The organism is Ruegeria sp. YKSD163 (genome assembly GCF_059612905.1).
Window position 1 is genome coordinate 39917 of the sequence record NZ_JBXWRM010000017.1, and the last position, 24154, is coordinate 64070.

At 65.6% G+C, this 24154-nt stretch carries 18 protein-coding genes; 9 read left to right on the plus strand and 9 right to left on the minus strand.

Annotated elements, in window-relative coordinates; genetic code table 11:
• Window positions 1–32: 32 nt before the first annotated feature.
• A complete protein-coding gene (locus AC2FNA_RS19095; RefSeq protein WP_496829259.1) occupies window positions 33–1565 on the minus strand; it encodes a CRTAC1 family protein in 1533 nt (510 codons plus the stop codon).
• On the minus strand, window positions 1555–2760 hold the full coding sequence (locus tag AC2FNA_RS19100; RefSeq protein WP_496829261.1) for an ROK family transcriptional regulator: 1206 nt from the start codon (window positions 2758–2760) through the stop codon (window positions 1555–1557). Before AC2FNA_RS19100 ends, AC2FNA_RS19095 begins: the two co-directional genes overlap by 11 nt.
• Before the next feature lie 250 nt (window positions 2761–3010).
• Here AC2FNA_RS19100 and xylF point away from each other — a divergent pair, with 250 nt between their 5' ends.
• The 5 genes from xylF to AC2FNA_RS19125 all read left to right on the plus strand — a co-directional run bounded on the left by xylF (window position 3011) and on the right by AC2FNA_RS19125 (window position 8038).
• Window positions 3011–3997: a D-xylose ABC transporter substrate-binding protein gene (gene xylF / locus AC2FNA_RS19105; protein WP_496829336.1), complete on the plus strand. Its 987-nt coding sequence runs from the start codon at window positions 3011–3013 to the stop codon at window positions 3995–3997.
• 66 nt (window positions 3998–4063) lie between these two features.
• A complete protein-coding gene (locus AC2FNA_RS19110) occupies window positions 4064–5362 on the plus strand; it encodes a sugar ABC transporter permease (protein WP_496829263.1) in 1299 nt (432 codons plus the stop codon).
• Window positions 5362–6129, plus strand: coding sequence for an ATP-binding cassette domain-containing protein (locus tag AC2FNA_RS19115; protein ID WP_496829265.1), 768 nt, complete (start codon window positions 5362–5364; stop codon window positions 6127–6129). Before AC2FNA_RS19110 ends, AC2FNA_RS19115 begins: the two co-directional genes overlap by 1 nt.
• Before the next feature lie 2 nt (window positions 6130–6131).
• Window positions 6132–7055: a glucokinase gene (locus AC2FNA_RS19120; protein WP_496829338.1), complete on the plus strand. Its 924-nt coding sequence runs from the start codon at window positions 6132–6134 to the stop codon at window positions 7053–7055.
• Window positions 7052–8038 (plus strand): Gfo/Idh/MocA family protein, encoded by a 987-nt coding sequence (locus tag AC2FNA_RS19125; RefSeq protein WP_496829267.1) that lies wholly within the window; start codon window positions 7052–7054, stop codon window positions 8036–8038. Before AC2FNA_RS19120 ends, AC2FNA_RS19125 begins: the two co-directional genes overlap by 4 nt.
• A gap of 57 nt (window positions 8039–8095) precedes the next feature.
• Here the strand turns inward: AC2FNA_RS19125 and AC2FNA_RS19130 are convergent, their stop codons facing one another.
• From AC2FNA_RS19130 to AC2FNA_RS19145, 4 genes are all read right to left on the minus strand, one after another.
• Entirely contained in the window at window positions 8096–9886 is a 1791-nt protein-coding gene (locus AC2FNA_RS19130; RefSeq protein WP_496829269.1) for a gamma-glutamyltransferase family protein, read from the minus strand.
• Between the two features lie 3 nt (window positions 9887–9889).
• Window positions 9890–13972: a translocation/assembly module TamB domain-containing protein gene (locus tag AC2FNA_RS19135; protein ID WP_496829271.1), complete on the minus strand. Its 4083-nt coding sequence runs from the start codon at window positions 13970–13972 to the stop codon at window positions 9890–9892.
• A complete protein-coding gene (locus AC2FNA_RS19140; RefSeq protein WP_496829272.1) occupies window positions 13972–15777 on the minus strand; it encodes an autotransporter assembly complex protein TamA in 1806 nt (601 codons plus the stop codon). The genes AC2FNA_RS19135 and AC2FNA_RS19140 overlap by 1 nt, the downstream gene beginning before the upstream one ends.
• Window positions 15778–15974: 197 nt before the next feature.
• Window positions 15975–17204, minus strand: a complete 1230-nt coding sequence (locus AC2FNA_RS19145) for a urate hydroxylase PuuD (RefSeq protein WP_496829274.1) — start codon at window positions 17202–17204, stop codon at window positions 15975–15977.
• A 96-nt stretch (window positions 17205–17300) separates the two neighbouring features.
• Here AC2FNA_RS19145 and AC2FNA_RS19150 point away from each other — a divergent pair, with 96 nt between their 5' ends.
• A complete protein-coding gene (locus AC2FNA_RS19150) occupies window positions 17301–18224 on the plus strand; it encodes a LysR family transcriptional regulator (protein ID WP_496829276.1) in 924 nt (307 codons plus the stop codon).
• Window positions 18225–18443: 219 nt separating this feature from the next.
• Here the strand turns inward: AC2FNA_RS19150 and uraH are convergent, their stop codons facing one another.
• Window positions 18444–18800 carry a hydroxyisourate hydrolase gene (gene uraH, locus AC2FNA_RS19155; protein ID WP_496829277.1) on the minus strand — a complete coding sequence of 119 codons (357 nt, stop codon included), beginning with the start codon at window positions 18798–18800 and terminating at the stop codon, window positions 18444–18446.
• Window positions 18801–19085: 285 nt separating this feature from the next.
• Here uraH and puuE point away from each other — a divergent pair, with 285 nt between their 5' ends.
• The 3 genes from puuE (at window position 19086) to AC2FNA_RS19170 (ending at window position 22465) form a co-directional block, all read left to right on the plus strand.
• A complete protein-coding gene (puuE, locus tag AC2FNA_RS19160) occupies window positions 19086–20501 on the plus strand; it encodes an allantoinase PuuE (protein WP_496829278.1) in 1416 nt (471 codons plus the stop codon).
• Window positions 20498–20986 (plus strand): ureidoglycolate lyase, encoded by a 489-nt coding sequence (locus AC2FNA_RS19165; protein ID WP_496829280.1) that lies wholly within the window; start codon window positions 20498–20500, stop codon window positions 20984–20986. The genes puuE and AC2FNA_RS19165 overlap by 4 nt, the downstream gene beginning before the upstream one ends.
• Window positions 20987–21052: 66 nt before the next feature.
• Entirely contained in the window at window positions 21053–22465 is a 1413-nt protein-coding gene (locus AC2FNA_RS19170) for a nucleobase:cation symporter-2 family protein (protein WP_496829282.1), read from the plus strand.
• Between the two features lie 173 nt (window positions 22466–22638).
• On the opposite strand, the gene AC2FNA_RS19175 is transcribed toward AC2FNA_RS19170, so the two are convergent.
• Both AC2FNA_RS19175 and AC2FNA_RS19180 read right to left on the minus strand, forming a co-directional pair.
• The gene (locus tag AC2FNA_RS19175; RefSeq protein ID WP_496829284.1) at window positions 22639–23622 is read right to left on the minus strand and encodes a type I glyceraldehyde-3-phosphate dehydrogenase; all 984 of its coding nucleotides are present in this window, start codon (window positions 23620–23622) and stop codon (window positions 22639–22641) included.
• On the minus strand, window positions 23619–23972 hold the full coding sequence (locus AC2FNA_RS19180) for a hypothetical protein (protein ID WP_496829286.1): 354 nt from the start codon (window positions 23970–23972) through the stop codon (window positions 23619–23621). The genes AC2FNA_RS19175 and AC2FNA_RS19180 overlap by 4 nt, the downstream gene beginning before the upstream one ends.
• Window positions 23973–24154: the final 182 nt, after the last annotated feature.

Genomic DNA, 24154 nt, shown 5'->3' on the forward strand with positions numbered 1-24154 from the left:
CCGGCGGGAGTATTTTTGGCGAAATGAAGGGGCTAGGGCTTTGCCTCGAGGGATGTGCCGTCGCGGATCACCGTCAGCGATTGGCCAGGGGCGACCTCAAGCGGGGCGGATTGGGTGCCATCGGGCCAGATAACCCGAATTGAGATGTCTCGTGCAGCGCCCAACCCGAAATGTTGGAACCCCGCCGCACCACCGGCATGACCGCCGCCCACGGTGATCTCGCGCAATTGCGGCGGGGCCGAACCGGCCGTGACCTCGATCCAGGCGCCGATGGCGTCGCGGTTGGGGCCGGGTTGTTCCAGCGCCAGCGCCAGCCAGTGGCCGGTGTCAGCGGTGACATTCTGCCAGACCTCCAGCGGCGCGCGGCGGTTGACCACGGCGATGTCGAGCCGCCCGTCGCCGTTCAGATCGACCAGCGCGCCGCCGCGCCCGCGATGCAGGCTGGCGATACCGGCGCGCTCTCCGGCTTCGGCAAAGGTGCCGTCGGGTTGCTGGATCAGCAGGTTGTTGGGATCCTCCATCGCCGCATCGGGCATCTGTTCGACATTGCCCTTGGTGATGAAGACATCGTCCAGCCCGTCATTCTGCACATCGCCGATGCCGATATGCCAGCCGGTCGAGGGCCGCCCGTCGCCGCCGGTATAGGGGCGGTGGGCGGTGGTGCCCATGGCATAGGGAACATCGGCGAATTCGGCGCCGTTTCCGGTCATCCGCTGCAACCGCTGATCGCCCATCGAGGACAGGAACACCTCTTGGTTCCCGTCGCGGTCCAGGTCGCGCTGGGCGATGCCCATGCCCCAGAGCTTGTGGCTGATCCAGCCATCGGCGGGGCCGAGCAGGCGCGGGGTGGCATCCATCGCCCACATCTGTTCCTCGCCGTCCGAAACATAGTAATGCCGGTCGTTGCTGAGGCGCAGGTCGGCCCGGCCTTGCCGCGCCCAGTCGCTGAACAGCATCGAGAGCGGGCAGAATCCTGGCGTGAGTTCGATAGGCGGGCCGTAGCGGTCGCCCTCGGGGCGGTAGAGCAGGTTGACATCGCAGGTGCCGAACGGGCCGTTCGGATTGCTTCGGTCGACATAATTGCCAAAGGCGAGCGTCGGCAGCGTCTCGCCCGCCTCCCATGTGGCGGAAAAGGCGGTGGTCCAACGCTCGCCGCTGGTGAAACCCAGCCCCTCGAACGGGGCAAAGCTGCAATCGGACCCGCCGCGCAAGAGTTGGTTCGGACCAACCCGCAGCACCGCGAGGTCGATGTAGCCGTCACTGTCGATATCCAGGGGATAGGCGCCGATCATGCCCGGTTCGGCCAGCGCCTCGGGCGTTTCGGTCTCGAACCGCAATGCCGTGTTGTCAGAACGGTTGCGCAACAGGGTGGCCGGGTTTTCACCACCCGCCGCCAGCAGTTCCGGCAGACCATCGTCGTCGCAGTCGAACACCGCCAGCCCACCGCCGACGAAATGCTCCCATCCGCCAGTATAGATATGCTCGGGTACCGGCACAGAGCGAAACACCGGGTCGGCCAGCGCGGGGGCGGCAGCGAGAGACAGCGCGAGGAGTTCAAGCCGCATCTTTGTCCAGCCGATCCAAGGCCAGTTCCGACACCTGATCCAGCGCATAGGCCGCCGCCCCGCGCGCCCACATCAGGTCGCCCCATTTATGCACCACCACCTCGGGCGGGGCCTTGTCCACCTGCACGATGGATTTGCGCATGGCATCGATCACCGCATCGGCATAGAGATGGTCGAGCTGCATCTGTTCACCGGCAAGGATGATCAGTTCGGGGTCGAAGATATTGACCAGATTGGCCAGCCCCATGGCAAAGATCTGGCCTGCCCGGTCCAGAATGCTGCGCGCGGTGGCGTCACCCGTTCGAGCGGCATTCAACAGGGTCTCGACCCGTGTTCCAGCGTCACCCTCCGCCGAGAGACTGCTGACAAGCGTCGCCTCGCGCAACAGGGCGTAATCGGCCACATAGGCCTCGAGACAACCACGCTGGCCGCAGCGACACAGCGCGCCGTTCAGCTGCACCTTGGTATGGCCGAACTCGGCGCCACAGCCGCGCGTACCGCGATAAAGCGCGCCGCCGATCACCATGCCAAGGCCCACGCCGCTTTCGATGGTGACGACCAGAAAATCCTTGTGCTCGCGCCCGAGGCCAAAGGTCTGTTCGGCCACCGCCACCAGATTGGCGTCGTTGTCGATGAAACATGGGGTGCCGAGTGTCCGTGTCAGCAGCGCGCCGAAATCGACATTGCGGTTCGAGAGAGACGGTGACCAGTGCACAAATCCGTCGGTCGCCTCGACGATGCCGGCGATGCCGATGCCGACGCCTGAAACCTCGTCCGCGCGGCGTCCGGCGACGGTTGCCAGATGGCTGACCGCATCCCGGATTGCCTGGGCCAACACCTCGGGGGCGTTGACGGGGGCGGGCAGGTCACATTCCTCGGCAGCAAGCTGTTCGCCCTCGAAATCCAGAAGCACCAGCGACAGTTTATGATGCGAGACCTTGACCCCCGCCACCAGATGCGCGGCGCCGCGAATCTTGAGATCGACGCGCGGGCGACCCCGGCGGGAATCCGGTCCGGCCTCATCGCGCTGAACCTCTTCGATCAGGCCATGCGACAGCAACTCGGCGGTGATGGTGGTGACCGTGGCCCGGCTGATCCCGGTCAGGTCGGACAGTTCGATCCGGGGGATGCGACCCGCGTGCCGGATCTGGCGCAGCAGGGTACGGCGACCATATTCCCGTTGCATCACAGCCATTTATGCATGTCCTTCCTGGTTAGTTTGGAGCGCCGGTTCGGGATCCTAGCCAGCGAACGATGCCGGGCCAAGCCCTTTGCGACAGGTCCTGAGCCTCAAGCCTAACTTATTTAATTTGACATTCAAATTAAAATCACACACGATCCCTGCACCGGCCCCGCCCGAGGCAAGGAATGGCGTGCGGCTGCAACCGATTTGGGAGGACAGAATGAAACTCTATGCAACCGCATCCGCGGTGATCGTCAGCGCCATGCTGGGAACCGTGGCCATGGCGGCCGAGGTCGTCGTGGGCGTCAGTTGGTCGAACTTTCAGGAGGAGCGCTGGAAAACCGACGAGGCCGCGATCAAGGCCGAGCTGGAATCCAAGGGCGCCAAGTATATCTCGGCGGATGCGCAAAGCTCCTCGGCAAAACAGCTCTCGGATGTGGAAAGCCTGATCGCGCAGGGTGCTACCGCGCTGATCATCCTGGCTCAGGACGCGCAGGCCATCGGCCCCGCCGTGCAGGCGGCGGCAGACGAGGGGATCCCGGTCGTGGGCTATGACCGCCTGATCGAAGACAGCCGCGCCTTTTACCTGACCTTCGACAATGTCGAAGTGGGCCGGATGCAGGCCCGCGCCGTGCTCGAGGCCGCGCCCACCGGCCGCTACGTGATGATCAAGGGCTCGCCCACCGACCCGAACGCGGATTTCCTGCGTGGTGGCCAGCAGGAAGTGCTGCAAGCCGCAATCGACAAGGGTGACATCACCATCGTGGGCGAGGCCTATACCGACGGCTGGCTTCCCGCCAACGCGCAGCGCAACATGGAACAGATCCTGACCGCCACCGACAACGGTGTCGACGCGGTTGTCGCCTCGAACGACGGCACCGCCGGCGGCGTTGTCGCCGCGCTGACCGCGCAGGGCATGGAAGGCCTGCCGGTCTCGGGCCAGGACGGCGACTATGCGGCGCTGAACCGGGTGGCCAAGGGCACCCAGACCGTGTCGGTCTGGAAGGACGCCCGCGATCTGGGCCGTGCAGCTGCGCGCATCGCCGTGTCGCTGGCCGAAGGCACCCAGATGAACGCCATCGGCGGCGCCGATGACTGGACCTCGCCGGGTGGCACCAAGATGAACGCCCTGTTCCTCGAACCGCTGCCGATCACCAAGGACAACCTGTCGGTTGTTGTCGACGCTGGCTGGATCACCCAGGAAACCCTGTGCCAGGGCGTGACCAACGGTCCCGCACCCTGCAACTGATCCTTTCCCAACACGACCGGTCTCACCCTCCTTTGGGGTGAGACCCCCAAAATCGCAGGACATCCCATGACTCATTCCGAGGCGGAGCTGTCCCCGGCACATCCCAAGAAATCCTTTGTTCAGACGCTGGAACTTGATCTGCGCCTTCTCGGCATGATCGGTGCCTTCGCGATCCTGTGCATCGGCTTCGACCTTGTGACCGGCGGCCGTTTCCTGACACCGCGTAACATCTTCAACCTGACGATCCAGACCGTTTCGGTCGCGATCATGGCCACCGGCATGGTGTTCGTCATCGTCACCCGCCATATCGACCTGAGTGTTGGCGCGCTTCTGGCGACCTGCTCGGCGGTGATGGCAATGACCCAGACCGAGATCCTGCCCAACATGCTGGGCCTGGGGCTGGGCCATCCGCTGATCCCCTGGGTGACGATTGTCTTTGGCATCCTCGTCGGTACGCTGATCGGCGCCTTTCACGGCTGGCTGGTGGGTTATCTGACCATCCCCGCCTTTATCGTGACGCTGGGCGGCCTGCTGATCTGGCGCAATGTCGGCTGGTACATGACCAGCGGCAAGACCATCGGCCCGCTGGACCCGACCTTCATGAAGTTCGGCGGCATCAATGGCACGCTGGGTGCCACCTGGTCCTGGGTTGCCGGTCTGCTGGCGTTGGCCGCCGCGCTCTACGGGCTGTGGGCCAGCCGCAAGAACAAGCTCCGTCATGGCTTCCCGGTCAAGCCGCTCTGGGCCGAGGGGGTTCTGGCGGCACTGATCTCGGGCGCGATCCTTGGCTTTGTCGCCATCCTGAACGCCTATGAGGTGCCTCTGGCCCGTCTCAAGCGCGATTTCGCCGCGCAAGGCCTGACGCTGCCCGAGGGCTATACCGAGGCTTATGGCATCCCGATCTCGGTGCTTCTGCTGATCTTTATCGCGGTGGGCATGACCATGCTGGCGCGGCGCACCCGGCTTGGCCGTTACATCTTCGCCACCGGCGGCAACCCGGATGCGGCGGAACTGAGCGGCATCAACACGCGGTTGCTGACGGTCAAGATTTTCGCCCTGATGGGTGCGCTCTGTGCCATCTCGGCGGTGGTGGCCTCGGCCCGCCTGACCAACCATTCGAACGATATCGGCACGCTGGACGAGCTGCGCGTGATCGCGGCGGCCGTCATTGGCGGTACCGCGCTGGCGGGTGGGTTCGGCACCATCCACGGCGCCATCCTGGGCGCGCTGATCATGCAGTCGCTGCAATCGGGCATGGCCATGGTCGGGGTCGACGCGCCCTTGCAGAACATCGTCGTCGGCGCGGTTCTGGTACTGGCGGTTCTGATCGACATTCTCTATCGCAGAAAGACGGGGGCACGGTGATGATTGACAGAACGGGAACACCCTTGGTCGAGATGCGCGACATCTGCATCTCGTTCGGCGGCGTGCACGCGGTCGACCATGTCAGCGTCGATCTCTATCCGGGCGAGGTCGTGGGCCTTCTGGGTCATAACGGCGCCGGGAAGTCGACGCTGATCAAGATCCTCTCGGGCGCCTATCGCATGGACTCGGGCGAGATCCGCATCAACGGAGAGCGCGCAGAGATCCACAATCCCCGCGACGCAAGGCGTTACAATATCGAGACGATTTATCAGACGCTGGCGCTGGCGGATAACCTCGACGCAAGCTCGAACCTGTTTCTGGGGCGCGAGTTGGTGACGCCCTTCGGGTTGGTCGATGACGACGCGATGGAGGCAGAGACGCGCAAGATCATGGCGCGGCTCAACCCCAACTTCAAGAAGTTCAACGAGCCGGTCTCGGCCCTGTCCGGCGGTCAGCGCCAGTCTGTCGCCATCGCCCGCGCGGTCTATTTCGATGCCCGCATCCTGATCATGGACGAGCCAACCGCCGCGCTTGGCCCGCATGAAACGCAGATGGTTGCCGAACTGATTGAACAGCTCAAGGCACAAGGGATCGGCATCTTCCTGATCAGTCACGACATTCATGACGTGATGAAACTGTGCGACCGGGCCAGCGTCATGAAGAACGGCCAGTTGGTGGGTACGGTGGACGTGGACAAGGTGACCGATGACGACCTGCTGGGCATGATCATCCTGGGCAAGCACCCGGGTGAGAAGGCCGAGGCGTGACCATGACCGTCCTGGTGGCAGATGTGGGGGGCACCAATACCCGCGTCGCGCTGGCCAGCGCCGGGCAGTTGGTGCATCTGACCCGGTTCGCCAATGATGCTTATGGCTCTTTCGCCGAGGTTCTGACCGCCTTTGCGCAGGGTTGCACCTTGCCGGGCCTGCGCGGTGTCTGCGTTGCGGTGGCCGGACCCGTGGCGGGTGGACGGGCCGAGCTGACCAACCGGAACTGGCATTTCGACGCGGCAGAGCTGGCCGCGCCATTGCCGGGGCAGGGGGGTATTCCGGCGCGGCTGATCAACGATCTGGTCGCGCTGGGCCATGCGCTGCCGGGGCTGACGGCGGCGCAGCTTGACGTGATCCGCGCCGGTGCGGCGCAGCCCTCGAACGATCAGGCGCTGGTGGCGGGGCTTGGCACCGGTTTCAACACCTGCCTGCTCAAGGGCGGCGCGGTGGTCGAGGCCGAACTGGGTCATGCCAGCCTGCCGCTGGCCATCGCCGAGGAACTGCGCGCGCAGATTGGCGATGCGGCGGGCGGGTTTCGCACCAACGAATGCCTGTTCTCGGGTCGGGGCCTGTCGCGGTTGCACCAGATCCTGTCAGGACAGGAGCGGCGCGGACAGGACATCCTGGCGGACTATGCCACCGGCGGCGACCCGCAGGCGGCGGCCACGGTGACGCTGACCGCGCGGTTGCTGGGACTTTTTGCACGAGAGCTGGTGTTCCAGTATCTGCCGTTCCGTGGCATCCATTTCGCAGGCGGGGCCGCGCGCGGTATCCTTGGTTCGGCGGCCCGGACGGAATTCCTGTCGGCTTTCGAGGCGGATGGGCGTTTTGCCGACCACCTTGACCGGGTGCCGGTACGTCTGATCGCTGACGATGCCGCGGCGCTTAGCGGCGCGGCCCGGCTTATGGAGGAAAGCGCATGAACGCCCCCTTGTTCCGCTGGGGTATCCTGTCGACGGCAAAGATCGCGCGCGAACAGGTGATGCCCGCGATTGCGCGATCGGAAACCGGCGTGATCCAAGCCATTGCCAGCCGCGACGCTGGCAGGGCACAGGCGCAGGCGGCGCGGTTCTCGGCCGCGCGCTGGTATGACGCTTACGATGCGCTGTTGTCCGATCCGGATGTGGACGGGGTCTATATCCCGCTACCCACGTCACAGCATGTCGAATGGGCGATCCGCGCGGCCGAGGCGGGCAAACACGTGTTGTGCGAGAAGCCCATCGCGTTGAGGGCCGAGCAGATCGACCGCGTCATCGCGGCGCGCGATGCCACGGGCCGGGTCGTGTCCGAGGCGTTCATGGTCTGGTATCACCCCCAATGGCATAAGGTGCGCGACTTGATCGCCAGCGGCGCCATCGGGGCGTTGCGGCAGGTCACCGGCGGGTTCTCCTATCACAACACCGACCCGGACAACATGCGCAACCGGCCCGAGCTGGGGGGCGGCGCACTGCCTGATATCGGCGTCTATCCGGTGATGACGACACTCTTGGCGACCGGAGGGGAGATGCGCCGGGCGGAGGCCCGGGTCGCGTATTCGCCCGAGTTCGGCACCGATATCCTTGCCCGCGCCACGGTTGGCTTTGACGGGTTCGATCTGGATTTCCATGTGGCCACCCAGATGGCCGCCTACCAGTCGATGCGCTTCTTTGGCGAGATCGGCTGGATCGACGTGCCAACTCCGTTCAACGCCGGTCTCTACGGGTTTGACGAGGTGGTGCTGCACGATCAGAAGGCGCAGACGCGGCAGGTCTTCCGCTTTCCGGGTGTGAACCAGTACGAGGCGCAAGTGGATGCTTTCGTGCGGGCGAGCCGCGGAAAAGGCGAGGTCTTTCCGCTGGAGATGTCGCGCCGGGTGCAAGAGGTGATCGATGCGATTTATGCCGCGGGTGCGCCCCGCCGCGCTTAGCGCGGCACCGTTTTCCGGCACGGAAAACGGCCCGGAATTCTTGCAGAATTCCGGCGCTCAGCGTCCGACCGCATAGGCCTGCATCAGGCGGGGGGTTGCTGCCGCGCGCAGCGAGCCGTCCGACAGGCGGCTGGCGGCGGTCAGGCGGCCGACGCTCCAGGGTTCGGCCACCTCGACCCGGTGGCCGCGCGCGCGCAACTCGGCAATTGCGGCTTCTCCCAGGGCCGGTTCCACCATCAGGTGCCCGGGCTGAACCTCGCGCGGGTAGAACGAGCTCTGGAAATGGTTGGTATGAAACAAAGGGGCGTCAATTGCCTCTTGCAGGTTCAGCCCGCCATGCACCAGCCGCAGGAAATAGATCAACTGCCACTGGTCCTGCTGGTCGCCGCCCGGCGTGCCAAAGGCCAGCTCGGTCCCGTCCGGTCCCCGCGCCATCGTGGGCGACAGCGTTGTGCGCGGGCGGCGTCCCGGCGCCAGCGAGGTTGGCAGTCCCTCTTCCAGCCAGAACATCTGTGCGCGGCTGTTCAGCGGCATCCCGAGCCCCGGAACCACCGGCGCGCTTTGCAACCAGCCGCCCGAGGGCGTGGCCGAGACCATGTTGCCCCAGCGGTCGATCACGTCCAGATGCACGGTGTCGCCCTTGCGCTGGCTCAGATGCGCCATGGTGGGTTCCCCCGCGCCGGTACCCCCGGCCGAGGCATACACTTCCTGCGCATGTCGCAGCGCGGCCGCCACCCAGCCTTCATATCCCTCCACCAGCCCCGGGCGCTGTTTGGTCGAGGCCTGACCGCCGAGCAGCGCGCGCCGCCTTTCGGCATAGCGTGCCGACAGCAATGTCGACATGGGAATGTCACTGTGCTCGGGGTCGCCGTAATAGGCCTCTCGATCAGCGAATGAGAGCTTCATCGCCTCGGTCACCAGATGCACGAATTCGGCACCATTGAGGTCGAGCGCGTCCAGATCGAACCCCTCGAGCAAATGCAGAGATTGCAGCAGCGCCGGGCCTTGCGTCCAGGGCCCGCCCTTCCACACTGTCCAGTCCTTGTAACGGGTCGAGATCGGCGCCTCGTAGCTGGCCTGCCAGTTGGCCATGTCCTCGCCGGTCAACACTCCTTTGCGGCGTCCGCCCGCCGCGTCCATCACGCAGGCATGGTGCAGGTAGCGGTCGATGCTCTCGGCCACGAAACCGCGATAGAAGGCCGCCCGCGCCGCCTCGATCTGCGCCTCGCGACCGCGCGCTGTTTCGGCCTCGGTCAAAAGGCGTGTCCAGGTGTCGGCCAGAGCCGGGTTCTGCATCAACGCCCCGGCGCGCGGGGCGCTGCCGCCGGGCAACCAGGTCTCGTAGGAGCTAGGCCATTCTTCGCGAAAGAACTCCGCCAGACCGGCGATGGTGGCCGCGACCCGGGGCAGGGCCGGATGCCCGGCCCGGGCATAGTGGATGGCCGGTTCCAGGATGTCGCGCAGCGGCAGCGTGCCATAGTCGCGCAGCATCAGCATCCAGGCATCGAAGGCACCGGGGATGACGGTGGCCAAGAGACCCGAACCGGGGATACGGGTCAGACCCTCGGAGCGGTAATGCGCGATAGTGGCGCCCGCGGGTGCGGTGCCCTGGCCGCAGACCATGGTGGGTACCACATCCCCGGCAGGCTTGATGAGCATCGGCATGTCGCCCAGCGGGCCGTTCAGATGTGGCTCGACCACTTGGAGGACAAACCCCATTGCCGCCGCCGCATCAAAGGCGTTGCCGCCACGCTCCAGCACCCCCATGCCGACCGCCGAGGCGATCCAGTGGGTCGAGGTGGCGACGGCAAAGGTGCCCGCGATCTCGGGCCGGGTGGTGAACCGCATCACTCAGTAGTCGCGTTCGAAGAAGATGCCCAGCGAGGTGTCGCCGGAATTGTCGACCATGCCCTTGAGCGTCAGATTGTCGGTCACGTCCAGGTTCAGGTTCACCTCGGTATCGCCCTCGATATTGACGGTGAAATCGGTGTAGAGATTGTCACTCAGATAGGCCCCGGCGCCCAGCCGTCCAACCCCGCCCGAGTCAGTACCGATTTCGATCGTGTCTGTACCTGTCTTTTCCCTTGCCCCTTTGGCGACGTCGCCACCATGGCCCGACAATGTCGCCAGCGAGGCGGCCATCTGCGCGATCACAAAGGGTGAGAGCTGCGAGAACTGGTTGCCGAACAGCAGCATGGCCAGCGCCTCTTCGGAGGGGCGGTCGGGGTCCGCAGTCACCTGGACCTCGGGCTGGTCCAGCGGCCCGATGATCCTGAGCGTGGCCTGCCCTTCGGAGGTGGTTGCGGTCGAGGCGAACTCGACAAAAGGTGTCAGGTCGCCTTGCAGGGTGACAACGCCCTTGGTCAGTTTCAGACGGCGACCAAGAATGTTGAAATCGCCCCGGATCAGCGCGATCTGACCCGAGGGGACCACCGCCGCGCTGGTGCCACCGATATGGATGCGCCCTCCCATCTCGGCATTCAGGCCGCGCCCGCGCGCATAGACCTTGCCGGGCGCGTTGATCGCGATGTCCAGCGCCATGGTCGAGCTGCCGCCACCGCTATTGCCGGTATCGACCAGCTTTGCGCGTTCGCGCGTGGCGTAGACTGCCCCGGGCTCTTGCTGGTGCACCATGCCCTCGGGAATTGGGGCGGCGCCAACCGCGCCCGAAGCGTTGTTAAGGTTGATATTGGTCTCTCCGACCTCGATCTGCCCGGCCAGCTGGCTGTTGCCGGTGAGCGGCCCGGACAGGGTGACCTGCCCGCCCAACACGCTCTCAAAGGAGAGGTTGTCGGTCATCACCAGATCGTTCAGCCGCACCGCGATCTGCCCGTCAAAGGGCGGCAGGAGCGAGACTGGGCCGGTGACGGTAAAGCCGCCCCCGGCGCGTACGCCGCCACGGATGTCGATCCGGGCGGCACTGTTCGCAAGGGTGACAGTACCGCCGATGCCGGTGATGGTCTGGCCAAGACCGGGGATCGCAAGCGCCGATTCGGCAGTTGTGATGGTGCCGCTCAGCGCCCCCAGTCCCGGCTTGCCGCGCAGCGCCAGATCGAACCGCGCGGTGCCGTCGATCTTGTTGGGGGCCAGCGCCCTGTTGGCGGCGCCCAGGCTGAGCTGGCCTTGGGCGGTCATGTCTGCCGTACCTTGCCCCTCGTCGAATGTGCCGGCCACATCCGCCGTGATCCCTGCGGGGCCACGTGCGTTGCCGTTGACCGTCCAGATGCCGCCCGTGCGGGTGGCGGTTCCGACCGCTTTCAACGCCCCGGCCAGATCGGGGACAAAGCGCTCCAGCCGCGCCAGTTCGGCGTCAAATTCCAGATCTGCGGCACCATTCGTATCTACCGTACCGTTCAGCCGGGCAAAGGAACTGTCGGGGCCCAGCAACTCGATATCGCTGCGCAGGCCGGTTTCGGTGGGTGACAGGGTGCCGCTGAGCTTGAGCGGCCCCGATACAGAGGGCGTCACCCGCGAGAGATCATCCAGCCGGGCGGCGAAGCGCAGGTTGCTGCCGGTGCCGCGAAAAGCGCCCGAGGCCTCGGCGCTGAGCGCGCTGCCGTCCAGGTCGAAATGGCGGATATCCATCCCGCCCGCATCGCGGCTGCCGTCGAATTCCAGCCGGGTTTGTCCGGCGATCAGCGCGTCGGCCTGGGCAATGCCGGTGCGCAGGTCGACACCATCGAGCGCGAGGCTCAGATCAAAGCTCTCGCCGTTCAGTGCGGTGCGCCCCTCGAGCCCGGCGCGGATCTGCCCGCCAAGCTCCAGACCGGCCAACCCCGAGAAGGGCGTGAGATCGGGGGCCATGATGCGTGCGGTGCCGTCAAAGACCGGCGCGCCGGTCAACCCGGTCACCTCGCCCTGCACCTCGGTGCTGAGCACCGGCGCGTCAAGCGTGAAGTGGCGCAGGCTCAGGTCGTCGCCGGCGCGGCGCGCGTCGAGGTTCATCCGGATCGCGCCAGTCAGCAGTGGGTCGATATCAGCCATGCCACTGGAGAGGCCCCGGCCACTCAGATCAACGGTCAGGTCGAACTCCTCGCCCAGCCGGGTGGCGCTGCCGGTGATCTCGGCCACCACGGCGCCGCTCAGCGGCCGCCCGGCCAACCCCGAGAAGGGGGTAAGGTCGGGCGTGTCGATCCGCAGGTTGCCATCCAGCGCCAGAATGCCATCGGGTTGGGTCACCTTTGCCTCGGCCTCGATTTGTCCCGCTGCGGAATCGAGGGTCAGCGCGCGCACCGTCATACCGGTGTCGTCGCGCAGCGCGTCCAGATGCAGGCGACTGGTGCCAACCAGCAGGGGATCGGCCTCGGCCATGCCGGTTTTCAGGTCACGCCCCTCGACGTCCAGCACGAAGTCGAAGCTACCCGAAAGAGGTGCGCCGGTCCCGGTCAGCCGCGCCTCGGCCTCGCCGCCCAGATCGCGCCCCGCCAGCCCCGAGAAGCGGCCGAGATCGGCGGCGGTCAGAGACATGGTTCCGTCCATCTCAAAGCCGGAGGTCAGCCCGTCGATCACCGCATCGGCAGTGGCGGTGAAATCGGCTCCACGCAGGACAAGACCGGTCAGCGAAAGCGCCTGTTCGGGCGGCAGTTCGAAACCGCTCGTCAGCGTGACGGCCTCGCCCAAGGCGCTGTTCAGCGCCGGGTCGGCAAACGCCATCCCATCCAGCGCGGCGTCGATCTGCCCGGCCAGGGTGGGACCACCTGCCGCCGGGGTCAGGGTGCCGCTGGCACCGATCCGGGCGCGGTCGAGCCGCAGATCGGGCGTGTCGAGCGCCTCGGCGCTCAGGTCCAGAACCCAGCCATCGCCCTCGCTGCGGTCATAGCGACCCGTCAGCTGCGCTGCGCCCAGCGTGATCCGCTGGTCGGGCACGGGCAGGGTCACGTGGGTGCCATCGGGAGGAGTGATGCGCCCTTTGATCTGGGCGCGGTCCAGCGTGCCGCCGGGGGCCAGGGCCAGCGCGCCGCTCAGGTCGAGCGCGTCCGAGCGGAGGTCGAACCGGTCAATCCGCATCGCCCCGTCAGCGAGCGAACTGCCGTTGATGGCGAACCGGGTGTCGGTGCCGAAGAACGGGTCAAAGGCGGGATCCAGCAGCGGCGTGACATCGCCGCCCAGCTCGGCGGCAAAGGTGATGCCCGGGGCGTTTTCATCTCCGGTGCCGCGGAGCCGCACCTGTCCTGTTATCCGTTCGACGGCATCGCTGCTCAACCCGATATCGGCGGTGAAATCGTCGACCGGCCCCGCGCCATTGGCATTGAAAAGCAGCGCGGGGGCATCGGGAATCCCCAGCGTGGTTGCGATCAACCCGCCCGCCGCCTCGGTCAGGGTCAGATCCAGTGTGATCTGCCGGGTCTCGTTGGCAAAGCCCGCCACCAGATCGATCTTGTCGCCGGGCCGGTCCAGCCGAGTCACACTCAACGCGGTATCCAGCGCCCCGTCTGCCAGGGTCAGATTGCCCCCGATCGACAGCGTCGCTGCCACGCCCAGCAGCGGCTCGCCCAGTGTCAAAGTCTCGACCCCAAGCTCTCCAAGTTCCACCGCGACCGGCAGTTCGGGCACCTGAAACGGGGTTGCGGCGGCATCGGGAAGCTCGACCTCGGCGGGCGCGGGCAGGGGCTGGCGGGCAATGTCGATCTCGGCGGCGGTGAGCGTGTTGACCGAGAAGCGTCCACGCAGCAACGCCAGCCGGTTCCAGTCCAGTTCCGCCGAGCGGATGGTCAGCCAAACCCCGTCGGCGTCGGCGACGGTGATCTCCTCGATCGTGGCCCGCGCACTCAGCGCGCCCGAGAGGCCACGCACCCGGATGTTGCGCCCCTCGCCCGACAAGGTGTCTTCTAGAAAATCGACAAGCAGGCCGCCGCTTTCTTCAAGACTCTGGGTTTCGGCCACTGCCGTGGACAGAGTGAGCGCGAAGGCCAGCGGATACACAACCGGTTTCATCAGAATGCCTGCCCGATCCCCAGATAGAATTGTAGCCCGCCATCGGTCTTGCCGCTGGTCGGATAAGCGAGGTCCAGCCGCAGCGGCCCCAGCCCGCCCAGGTCATAGCGGATGCCCAGCCCGGCACCCGCATGGCTGTCCGATCCCGAGGTGATGAAGGACGATGCCCCCACCGAGCCGAAATCGTAAAAGCCTACCAGCGAGATCTTTTCGGTCACCTTGCCCCGGATCTCGGTCGACAGGCCGACAAAGGACTTGCCGCCCGCGGTATTGGCACCGACCGGCAGGCCCAGGCTCTCGTAAGGTTGGCCGCGCACGGTGCCCGCGCCGCCCGAGAAGAACAGCAGCTCTGGCGAGATATCGGATTGCGACGGACCAAAGACCGAACCGAGTTGCAACCGCCCGGCCAGCACGAAGCGGCCTTCGGTGTTGAAGTCCCAATAGGCGCGGCCATCGGCGGTCAGCCGGGCCCCCGACTTTGTGCCTGACAACCCGATGAACGGGTCCAGCCCGGCATTGATGTAAAAGCCCCGCGTGGCGCTGACCTTGTTGTCGCGCTCGTCCCATTCCAGGGCCGTGCGCAGCCCCAGATACCGGAACTTGCGCCCGGTGCCATAAGCGTCGTCCGCATCGCCATAGCTCAGGCCGATCCCGGCCTCGGCATAAAGCGTGTCCGAAAAAGTGCGGCGCGCGCCTATGCCCAGCACCGCGCGGGTGATCTGGTAATGGGTGCGGTTTCGCCGTTCCGCCTCGCCGATATAAAAGATGCTGTCATCCGGCCCCAGCCGGTCGGGCCGGTCAAGACGGAAACCGATGCGTCCATCGATATCCTCGGTGCCGCCGATGTTGCGCACGGTCGCCTCAAGCCGCAGCCGCTCGGCAGCGCCAAACAGGTTGCGGTGGATCCAGATCGCCGACAGGTCGAGCCCGTCGCGCGAGGACAGTTCGGCGCCGAATGTGATGCGTCGCTTGGGCAGGTCCTCGAACGTGGCGTCGAAATCGAGCGTGCCGTCGGGATTGGGGGTCTCGTGTTCGGTGACCGAGACCAGCGCAAAGGCGCCGGTACGGCGCAGCCGGGTACCGACCCGTTGCACCTGGTCCGGCGAATAGACCTCGCCGCTGGGGAAGCCCGCGATGCGCGCGATGGCCTCGGGTGTCACGCCGCTGTCGCCCTGCACATACATCTGGCCGAAGCGCAGTTTGGGGCCTGGTAACAGGCGAATGTCGGCGTCCAGTTCGGCGGGGGCATGGCGCACCCGAATGCGCTGGTCGCCGACCCGGACCTTGGCGTAACCGGCCTCGCGCCAACCGGTGATACCTGTCTGCGCCGCGTCGCGGATGGTGCCGGTGGTGGCGGGCTGGCCGGTGGCGAAGCCTTCGGGCAGGCGCGTTCCGGCACTTAGCGGTTCCACGCGCGCTGTGCCAAAGCGGAAGGCGGGGCCGGGATCGACCGCGATCTCGATCCGTCCGATCTTTTCAGGTGTGAAGAACGGGTCGATTCCGGCGGCCTCGCGCCCGTCCAGACGGATATGGATCACCGGGCTGAAATGGCCCGCGTCATACAGAACCTGAACCAGGGTACGGTAATCCGAGAGCGCCGCTGACAGCAGTTCCAGCGGGCTGTCCTGGCCACGTGCCGGCGCCGAAAGGGCTGCCGAGCTTTGGCGCAGACGATCCTGCAACTCTTCCGATGCGTCAGGCGCGGTCAGCACCGCTTCGAGGGCGAGTATATGTGTGGGCGCAAGGGCAATGGCCGCGGTGGCGAGACCGCGCAAAAGCACACCCAAGGGGCCTGTCAGTTTCATGCCACGGCTCCAGACTGCTCGGCCTTACGGATTACGGGCCTCCCCCCAAGGATGACTCGCCGGTTGCTGTCTGTGTAGCACAGCGAGCGAGGGGAGCGGAACGGCATAATCCAGGATCGGCGGAACTGCCGCGCCGGAAGGGAACGGGCAGGCAGGCGCCCTGCGCAGTCGCTTCATTTCCGGGCGGCAAGGGCGCGTCAGCGGGTGGCGGCGCGGTACCAGGCGATGATCGCGGCGCGATCCTCGGGTTCCATATAGGTGACATTGGCGGGGGGCATGGCATGGCTTACGCCGGATTGCAGATAGATCGCCCGCGCATTGCGCGCGATATCGCCTTCGGTTTCCAGCAGCACACCCCTGGGCGCCCAGAGGATGCCCTCCCACACCGGTTCGCGGGCATGGCACATGGAACAGCGCCCCAGTACCACGTCATGCGCCTCGGCAAAGCCGGGCGCGGCGGCCAGCCGCTGTTCGGTCGCGGTCATCGGTTGCGCCTCGGCCTCTTCCAGCGGCTGGTGCATCGGTGCGGTCGAGAGCCAGATGATGGCAAGGAACAAAAGGGCGGTAACCAGCCATGTCCATGTGGGATTGCCGGTGCGGGCATGCAGCGAGTTGAAATAGTGCCGGATCGTCACCCCCATCAGGAAGACCAGCGCCGCGATGATCCAGTTGTACTGGGTGGCAAAGGCCAGCGGATAGTGGTTCGACAGCATCAGGAACAGGACCGGCAGCGTCAGATAGTTGTTATGGGTCGAGCGCAGCTTGGCGATCTTGCCGTATTTCGGATCGGGCGCGCGTCCGGCCATCAGGTCGGCCACCACGATCTTCTGGTTGGGGATGATGATGAAGAAGACGTTGGCGCTCATGATCGTGGCGGTGAAGGCGCCCAGATGCAGCATCATGGCGCGACCTGTGAACACCTGGTTCAGCGCCCAGCCCATCACCACCAGCAGGACAAAGAGCAGCACCATCAACAGGGTCGGGCGCTCGGCCAGGCCGGATTTGCACAGCCGGTCATAAACCAGCCAGCCGATCGACAGCGTCGCCGCCGAGATCGCAATGCCCTGCCACAGCGCCAGTTCCGCCTTTGACTGGTCGATCAGATACAGCTCTCCCCCCGCCCAATAGACGATCATCAGCAGGGCAAAGCCGCTGAGCCAGGTCGCATAGCTCTCCCATTTGAACCAGGTCAGGTGTTCGGGCATGCGTTCGGGCGCGACCAGGAACTTGCGGATGTGGTAGAATCCGCCGCCATGCACCTGCCATTCCTCGCCATGGGCACCCGGCGGAAGGTCGGGCGCCTTGCGCAGCCCGAGGTCGAGGGCGATGAAATAGAAAGACGATCCGATCCAGGCAATCGCGGTGATCACATGCAGCCAGCGCACGCCAAAGGCCAGCCAATCCCAGAACACGGCTAGATCATACATAAGGGTGGTCTCCGATCCGTTTGCGTCAGACTAGGCAAAGCGCGTTTTTTCCGGTATTCCAGCATATTGCCAAGCTGTATCAAAATTTCCGGAACAATGTCCTATCTCGATAATATCCGAACCTTCGTGCGGGTCTATGAACTGGGCAGCATGTCCGCTGCGGGGCGCGACTTGCGGATCTCGCCGGCAGTGACCTCGGCCCGGATCTCGCAGCTTGAGGACCATCTGAACGTGCGGCTGTTCCAGCGCACCACCCGGAACCTGACGCCTACTGAGCAGGGGCGCGCCTTTTACCCCGGGGCGGTGGCGGTGCTGGATGCGGTGGACGAGGCCGAGGCGCAGGTCATGCACCTGACCGAGGCGCCGCGCGGTTCGCTTTTTGTGGCGGCGCCGCTGGGGTTGGGGCGGCGGTTGCTGGCGCCGAACGTGCCGGAATTCCTGGCCGAGTATCCCGAGATCGACATCCGTTTGCGGCTGACCGACCGGACCATCGACCTGACCACCGAGGGGCTGGATCTGGCCTTTTTCCTGGGCCAGCCCGAGGACAGCAACCTGCGCATCCGCAAGATCGCCGATTGCCGCCGGGTGCTGTGTGCCGCACCGGACTATGTCAAGCGCCGCGGGCTGCCTGTCACCGGTCAGGACCTGATCGCGGGGCGGCACGAATGCCTCAACCTGCGCTTTCCCGGCGCGACCGAGTTCCAGTGGCTGTTGCAGACCGCCGAAGGCCCGCGCCGGTTTGCGGTTTCGGGGCGGCACGAATGCGACGATGGTGATGTGCTGACCGATTGGGCGCTGACGGGGCAGGGGATCGCGATGAAGCCGGTTTTCGAGGTGGCCGAACATCTGAAGGCGGGGCGGCTGGTGCCGGTGGCGATGGACACACCTCCGGTGCCCGTACAGATGGCCTGTCTCTATACGCACCGGCGACATCAAGACCCCAAGACCCGGCTGTTCATGGAGTTCATGATAGAACGGATCGGACGGGCGGTGAAAACGGCCGAAAAGGTCGCCGCCTGAGACCGGGGCGCTCCCGCCCCCGGATCGCTGCCCTGACGGGCAACTCCCGGCGTTGGGCCCGGCGCCGGACCTGCGTTCCGGCGCGGTCGGTCAATGGCGAGCGGTCATGCCCACCGCAACCGCGCTGCGCCAGGAGCGCGGCGCCTGGCCCAACGGGAGGAGGGCATCTTTGATGCCTGACCGACGGGCGGGAGGGCCCCGCTTCTTCAACGACCGCGCCTAGCTACCGCGATAGGTGGAATAGCCAAAGGGTGACAGCAGCAGCGGCACATGGTAATGCGCCTCGGCGTCCGACATTCCGAACCGGATCGGCACAATGTCCAGGAACAGCGGTTCCTCCCCGGCCTGGCCGGTGGCGCGCAGATAGTCGCCAGCGGCAAACTCCAGCTCATAGGTCCCGGTCGCAAAGGTCTCTTGAGGCAGGATTGGCGCGTCGGTCCGTCCGTCCGCATTGGTGACCATCCGGGTAATCTCGCTGCGCGTTGTTCCAGAGATGCTGTACAGGCTGATCCTCAGTCCCGCGGCGGGGCACCCGCGGGCGGTGTCCAGAACATGTGTGGTCAGATATCCGGTCATGGCGGCCTCCTTGTGCGTCCCCTTGCCTCGCATATCCATATTGCCTGGGGCAAACCCGGAAAACACGAGAGAGTTTCTGTCTTGATTTGAAGATGGCCGCTTGCCCAGTGGGCCGACCCTGCGGCACCCTGAACCGGGCGCCCCGCTGCCCATCATGCCCCTGGACGGTCCAGTGCGCTCTTTCCAATTTCCGAAAGCTGCGTCAAATCGCATTTGATAAAAGGAACCCGCGTTCTGGGATATGGACAAAAGCGGATCTCATTCTCAATCAGGCAGGACCCAGCCATGACATCTCCCCGCTATCCGCGCGACATGATCGGTTACGGCGCGACGCCCCCGCATGCCAATTGGCCCGGCGGTGCCCGGATCGCGGTGCAGATCGTGCTGAATTACGAAGAGGGCGGCGAGAACAACATCCTGCATGGCGATGCCGCCTCCGAGGCTTTTCTGTCTGAGGTGGTGGGCGCCGCGCAATGGCCGGGTCAGCGACACTGGAACATGGAGACAATCTATGAATACGGGGCGCGGGCCGGGTTCTGGCGCCTGCACCGTCTGATGCAGGACCTGCCGGTCACTGTCTACGGCGTCGCCACCGCGCTGGCCCGTTCGCCGGATCAGGTGGCGGCGATGAAAGCCGCGGGTTGGGAAATTGCCAGCCACGGGCTGAAATGGGTCGAACACAAGGACATGCCCGAGGAAGAGGAGCGCGCCGAGATCGCCGAGGCGATCCGCCTGCATACCGAGGTGACCGGCAGCCGTCCGCGCGGCTGGTACACCGGGCGATGTTCGATGAACACCGTGCGCCTCGCGTCCGAGGCCGGGATGGATTACATCGCCGACACCTATGACGACGATCTGCCCTATTGGAAACGCATCGACGGGCGTGACCAGTTGATCGTGCCCTACACGCTCGACTGTAACGACATGCGCTTTGCCACGCCGCAGGGGTTCAACTCGGGCGATCAGTTCTATGCCTATCTCAAGGACAGCTTCGACGCGCTCTATGCTGAAGGGGTCGAGGGCGCGCCCAAGATGCTGTCCATCGGCCTGCATTGCCGTCTTGTCGGCCGTCCGGGCCGGGTGATGGCGCTGAAACGCTTCCTCGACTATGCGCGCGGGCATGCGGACGTCTGGTTCGCCACGCGCCTGCAAATCGCCGAGCACTGGGCGCGGGAGCATCCGCCGGTGGCCCGGACCCGTCCCTCCGAGATGCCCAAGGCCGATTTCGTGGCGGCCTATGGCGGCATTTTCGAACATTCCCCCTGGATCGCCGAGCGCGCCCATGGGCTTGAACTCGGCCCCGCCCATGACACGGCGGGCGGGTTGCACAATGCGCTTTGCCGCATGTTCCGCTCGGCCAGCGTCGAGGAAAGGCTGGGCGTTCTGACCGCCCACCCCGACCTGGCGGGCAAGCTGGCGCAGGCTAAACGGCTGACGGCGGAAAGCACCTCCGAGCAGGCCTCGGCCGGGCTCGATGCGCTGACCGACGAGGAACGCGCCACCTTTACGCGGCTCAATACCGAATATGTGGCGCGCTTCGGCTTTCCCTTCATCATCGCGGTGCGCGACCATGACAAGGCGTCGATCCTTGCCGCCTTTCAGCGCCGCATCGGCAATGACCGCGAGACCGAATTTGCCGAGGCCTGCCGACAGGTCGAACGCATCGCCGAGTTCCGCCTGCGCGACGTGCTGCCCTCATGAGCCGCCGCATCGTGACAGAGCCGATCACGGTCGCCGGGTTCGCGCCCTTTGGCGACCTGCTGTCGGTCTCGGGCGCACCGGACAAGATCATCAACCAAGGGCAATGCGGGCGCTATCATGACCGCGCGCGGCTCGATTTCATCGAGGGGCGCGCGGGTATCAGCCTGTTCAACGCCAACCCGCGCGCGCTGCCCTATACGCTCGACATGGTCGAACGGCATCCCGATGGCAGTCAGGCCTTTATTCCGATGAGCCATCAGCCCTTTCTGGTCATTGTGGCCCCCGATGAGGGCGGCCGCCCCGGCACGCCGCGCGCCTTTGTCACTGAAGCAGGGCAGGCGGTGAACTATCATCGCGGCACCTGGCACGGGGTGCTGACGCCGCTGGCCGCGCCGGGCCTGTTTGCGGTGGTCGACCGGATCGGCCCCGGCGCCAATCTGGAAGAATTCTGGTTCGACGACCCATGGGAGGTGGTCGCCGGATAAAGAAGCCGCCCGGCAGACAAGAGGCGGCAAGACCCCCATGATCCACACAGGGAGGACAGTGATATCATGGCTGACACTTCGATCGGGACTGCGGAGCAACTCCGCGATCCGAATTACACCCCGCCGCTAGCAAAGGCGGTGCCGCTGGGCATCCAGCATGTGCTGGCGATGTTCGTCTCGAACGTCACGCCGGCGATCATCGTGGCGGGGGCGGCGGGCTTTGGCTTTGGCTCGAACTCGCCCGACTTCCCGCAGCTTCTCTACCTGATCCAGATGTCGATGCTGTTCGCCGGTGTGGCGACGCTGTTGCAAACGGTGACCATCGGTCGGGTCGGCGCGGGCCTGCCCATCGTGCAGGGCACCAGCTTTGCCTTTCTGCCGATCATGATCCCGCTGGTGGCGGGCAAGGGGGTGGATGCGCTGGCGGCGCTATTCGGCGGCGCGATCATCGGCGGCCTGTTTCATTTCTGCCTCGGCTTCTTCATCGGGCGCATCCGCTTTGCGCTGCCGCCGCTGGTCACCGGGCTGGTGGTGACGATGATCGGTCTGGCGCTGGTCAAGGTCGGCATTCAGTATGCGGCTGGCGGCGTGCCCGCCATCGGCACCCCGGAATATGGCTCGCTCCTCAACTGGTCGGCGGCGCTGGTGGTGATCCTAGTGACGCTGGGGCTGAAGTTCTTTGCCCGCGGCATGCTGTCGGTCTCGGCGGTGCTGCTGGGGCTGATCGTTGGCTATGTCTATGCGCTGATGGTGGGCATGGTGACCTTCGAGGGGATTGGCACCAGCTGGAGCCGGGCAGCGGGCTTTGCTCTGCCGGTGCCGTTCAAATACGGGTTCGAGTTCTCGCTGGCCGCCGTCATCGGCTTTGCGATGATGGCGGTGGTTTCGGCCATCGAGACGGTGGGCGATGTTTCGGGCATCACCAAGGGCGGCGCGGGACGCGAGGCGACCGACAAGGAAATCGCCGGCGCCACCTATGCCGATGGTCTGGGCACTGCTGTTGCGGGTCTGTTCGGTGCCTTCCCCAACACCTCGTTCAGCCAGAACGTGGGCCTGATCGCCATGACCGGGGTGATGAGCCGCCATGTGGTCACCATCGGGGCGCTGTTCCTGATCCTCTGCGGGCTGGTGCCCAAGGTGGGCGCGATCATCCGTACCGTGCCGATCGAGGTGCTGGGCGGCGGTGTCATCGTGATGTTCGGCATGGTGGTTGCCGCCGGTGTCTCGATGCTGTCGGACGTGCACTGGAACCGGCGCAACATGGTGATCTTTGCCATTGCGCTGTCGGTCGGGCTGGGTTTGCAACTGGAGCCCGGCGCGGTGCAGCATCTGCCCGATACCGCGCGTATCCTGATGACCAGCGGGTTGTTGCCCGCGGCCGTGATTGCCATCGTGCTGAACCTGATCCTGCCGCAGGAACTGGGGGAAGAGGCGACCGAGGAGGTTTCGGGCGGCATGGCCGGACACGGTCGCAAGTAAGGGGTTTCATCGGGCGGACCACTCCCGCCCGGGTCCACCGCATCAAAGATGCGTTGGCCCCGGTTGGGCCGGGCGCGCGGGGGCAAGCCCCGCGCGCGGATCGCGCTGAAGCGCGATGCCTCCGGCGGAGGTATTTTCGAACAGAAGAAAGGTGCCGGGTGCCGTGGCCGGGGTCAGACGGCCATCAGGCGGGCGATATCCAGCATCCGGGCCGAGAATCCCCATTCATTGTCGTACCAGCCGAACACCCTGACCTGCCTGTCCCCCACCATGCGGGTCTCGGGGCCGGCGATGACCAGCGATTCCGGGCGCGCGCGCAGGTCCGAGGAGACCAGCGGCTTGTCTGTCCAGCCAAGCACTGGCGAGGTCTCGACCGCGGCGCGTAGGGCGGCATCGAACTGTCCAGGTGTCATCGCGCGGTCGAGTTGCACCACCAGGTCGACCGCGGAAACGCTGGCGGTCGGAACCCGGACTGCCGCACCCGAGATGCGGCCGGCCAGATGCGGCAGGACCTCGTCGATCAGATGGGTGGCGCTGGAGGTGGTGGGCACCATCGATAGCGCCCCGGCCCGCGAGCGGGCCAGATCACCCCGGGGCGCGTCGACCATCGGCTGGCTGTTGGTGTAGCAGTGGATCGTCGTCATATGCGCACTGACGATGCCCGCGATGTCATCGATCACCCGCGCCACCGGTGCCAGCCCGTTGGTGGTACACGAGGCGTTCGAGACGATACGGGCATTCCCCAGAAGCGCCTCGTTTGCGCCCAGCACCACGGTGATTTCGGCGGCGGGCGAGGGGCCTGAGATCAGCACCTTGCCAGCTCCGGCACCGAGGCCCCGGGCGGCCACGTCCGATGTGCGGGCGATGCCGGTGCAATCGAGCAAAACATCCACGCCCGACAGGTCGACCCGTGCCAGGTCGGCGCTGTGGGTGACAGGAATGGTCAGGCCATCAACGACCAAGCTGTCGGCGCCGGTGGCAACGCTGCCGCGCCAGGGCCCGAAGGTGCTGTCAAATTCGAACAGATAGGCGCAGGTCTCAAGCGGTGCGATATCGTTGATCAGCACCAGGTCGATATCGGTGGTCCGCGGCGCAGCCAGCAGCTGCCGCAGGATGGTGCGGCCGATGCGGCCGAATCCGTTGATCGCGAGTCTCATGGGCAAGCTATGGCAGGAGCTTTGACCGATCTCAATGCCCAGACACCGCTTGCCTCACCGACAGTTGACCCTGGCAAAGAACTCACCCGAAATTTCCGGTACAACGTCTTGCGGACAACCGTGTAGCCGGTCGCTTGTTCAACGGTGGCAATCGCCTGGAGGGTGCGCAGCCGGGCAGGTGCGCCAAGCGGGCTGAAATCGTTCTGGTCGCGCGTGGCACGATAGACCAAGGGTGCGTCGGATACCTGCGTGGCCGCCCAGCTCCGGCTCATCACCCGTGAGGTGACCGTCTCTTGCTGCGCAACCGCGACAGCCGGGCCAAAGACGGACAGGGCGAGAAGGGCGGACAAGACGCGACGCCTATTCTTGGTGAAACCTCCTGTGCAGCCCGAAACCCTGTGATGTTTCGAGCAGATTGCACAGGGTCTGAAAAGCCCCAGCCGCAGCAGGCCGGGGACAAGAACACGGGAAAAGGGACGCCGGCATGCCCCCGACTTTCAAAATCGGGGCGCTGATCCCGGTCGGGGGCGGG

Excerpts from the sequence above, each read along its gene's own strand:
- AC2FNA_RS19095 (WP_496829259.1), bottom strand. The coding sequence starts at position 1,565 with ATGCGGCTTGAACTCCTCGCGCTGTCTCTCGCTGCCGCCCCCGCGCTG.
- AC2FNA_RS19100 (WP_496829261.1), bottom strand. The coding sequence starts at position 2,760 with ATGGCTGTGATGCAACGGGAATATGGTCGCCGTACCCTGCTGCGCCAG.
- xylF (WP_496829336.1), top strand. The coding sequence starts at position 3,011 with ATGCTGGGAACCGTGGCCATGGCGGCCGAGGTCGTCGTGGGCGTCAGT.
- AC2FNA_RS19110 (WP_496829263.1), top strand. The coding sequence starts at position 4,064 with ATGACTCATTCCGAGGCGGAGCTGTCCCCGGCACATCCCAAGAAATCC.
- AC2FNA_RS19115 (WP_496829265.1), top strand. The coding sequence starts at position 5,362 with ATGATTGACAGAACGGGAACACCCTTGGTCGAGATGCGCGACATCTGC.
- AC2FNA_RS19120 (WP_496829338.1), top strand. The coding sequence starts at position 6,132 with ATGACCGTCCTGGTGGCAGATGTGGGGGGCACCAATACCCGCGTCGCG.
- AC2FNA_RS19125 (WP_496829267.1), top strand. The coding sequence starts at position 7,052 with ATGAACGCCCCCTTGTTCCGCTGGGGTATCCTGTCGACGGCAAAGATC.
- AC2FNA_RS19130 (WP_496829269.1), bottom strand. The coding sequence starts at position 9,886 with ATGCGGTTCACCACCCGGCCCGAGATCGCGGGCACCTTTGCCGTCGCC.
- AC2FNA_RS19135 (WP_496829271.1), bottom strand. The coding sequence starts at position 13,972 with ATGAAACCGGTTGTGTATCCGCTGGCCTTCGCGCTCACTCTGTCCACG.
- AC2FNA_RS19140 (WP_496829272.1), bottom strand. The coding sequence starts at position 15,777 with ATGAAACTGACAGGCCCCTTGGGTGTGCTTTTGCGCGGTCTCGCCACC.
- AC2FNA_RS19145 (WP_496829274.1), bottom strand. The coding sequence starts at position 17,204 with ATGTATGATCTAGCCGTGTTCTGGGATTGGCTGGCCTTTGGCGTGCGC.
- AC2FNA_RS19150 (WP_496829276.1), top strand. The coding sequence starts at position 17,301 with ATGTCCTATCTCGATAATATCCGAACCTTCGTGCGGGTCTATGAACTG.
- uraH (WP_496829277.1), bottom strand. The coding sequence starts at position 18,800 with ATGACCGGATATCTGACCACACATGTTCTGGACACCGCCCGCGGGTGC.
- puuE (WP_496829278.1), top strand. The coding sequence starts at position 19,086 with ATGACATCTCCCCGCTATCCGCGCGACATGATCGGTTACGGCGCGACG.
- AC2FNA_RS19165 (WP_496829280.1), top strand. The coding sequence starts at position 20,498 with ATGAGCCGCCGCATCGTGACAGAGCCGATCACGGTCGCCGGGTTCGCG.
- AC2FNA_RS19170 (WP_496829282.1), top strand. The coding sequence starts at position 21,053 with ATGGCTGACACTTCGATCGGGACTGCGGAGCAACTCCGCGATCCGAAT.
- AC2FNA_RS19175 (WP_496829284.1), bottom strand. The coding sequence starts at position 23,622 with ATGAGACTCGCGATCAACGGATTCGGCCGCATCGGCCGCACCATCCTG.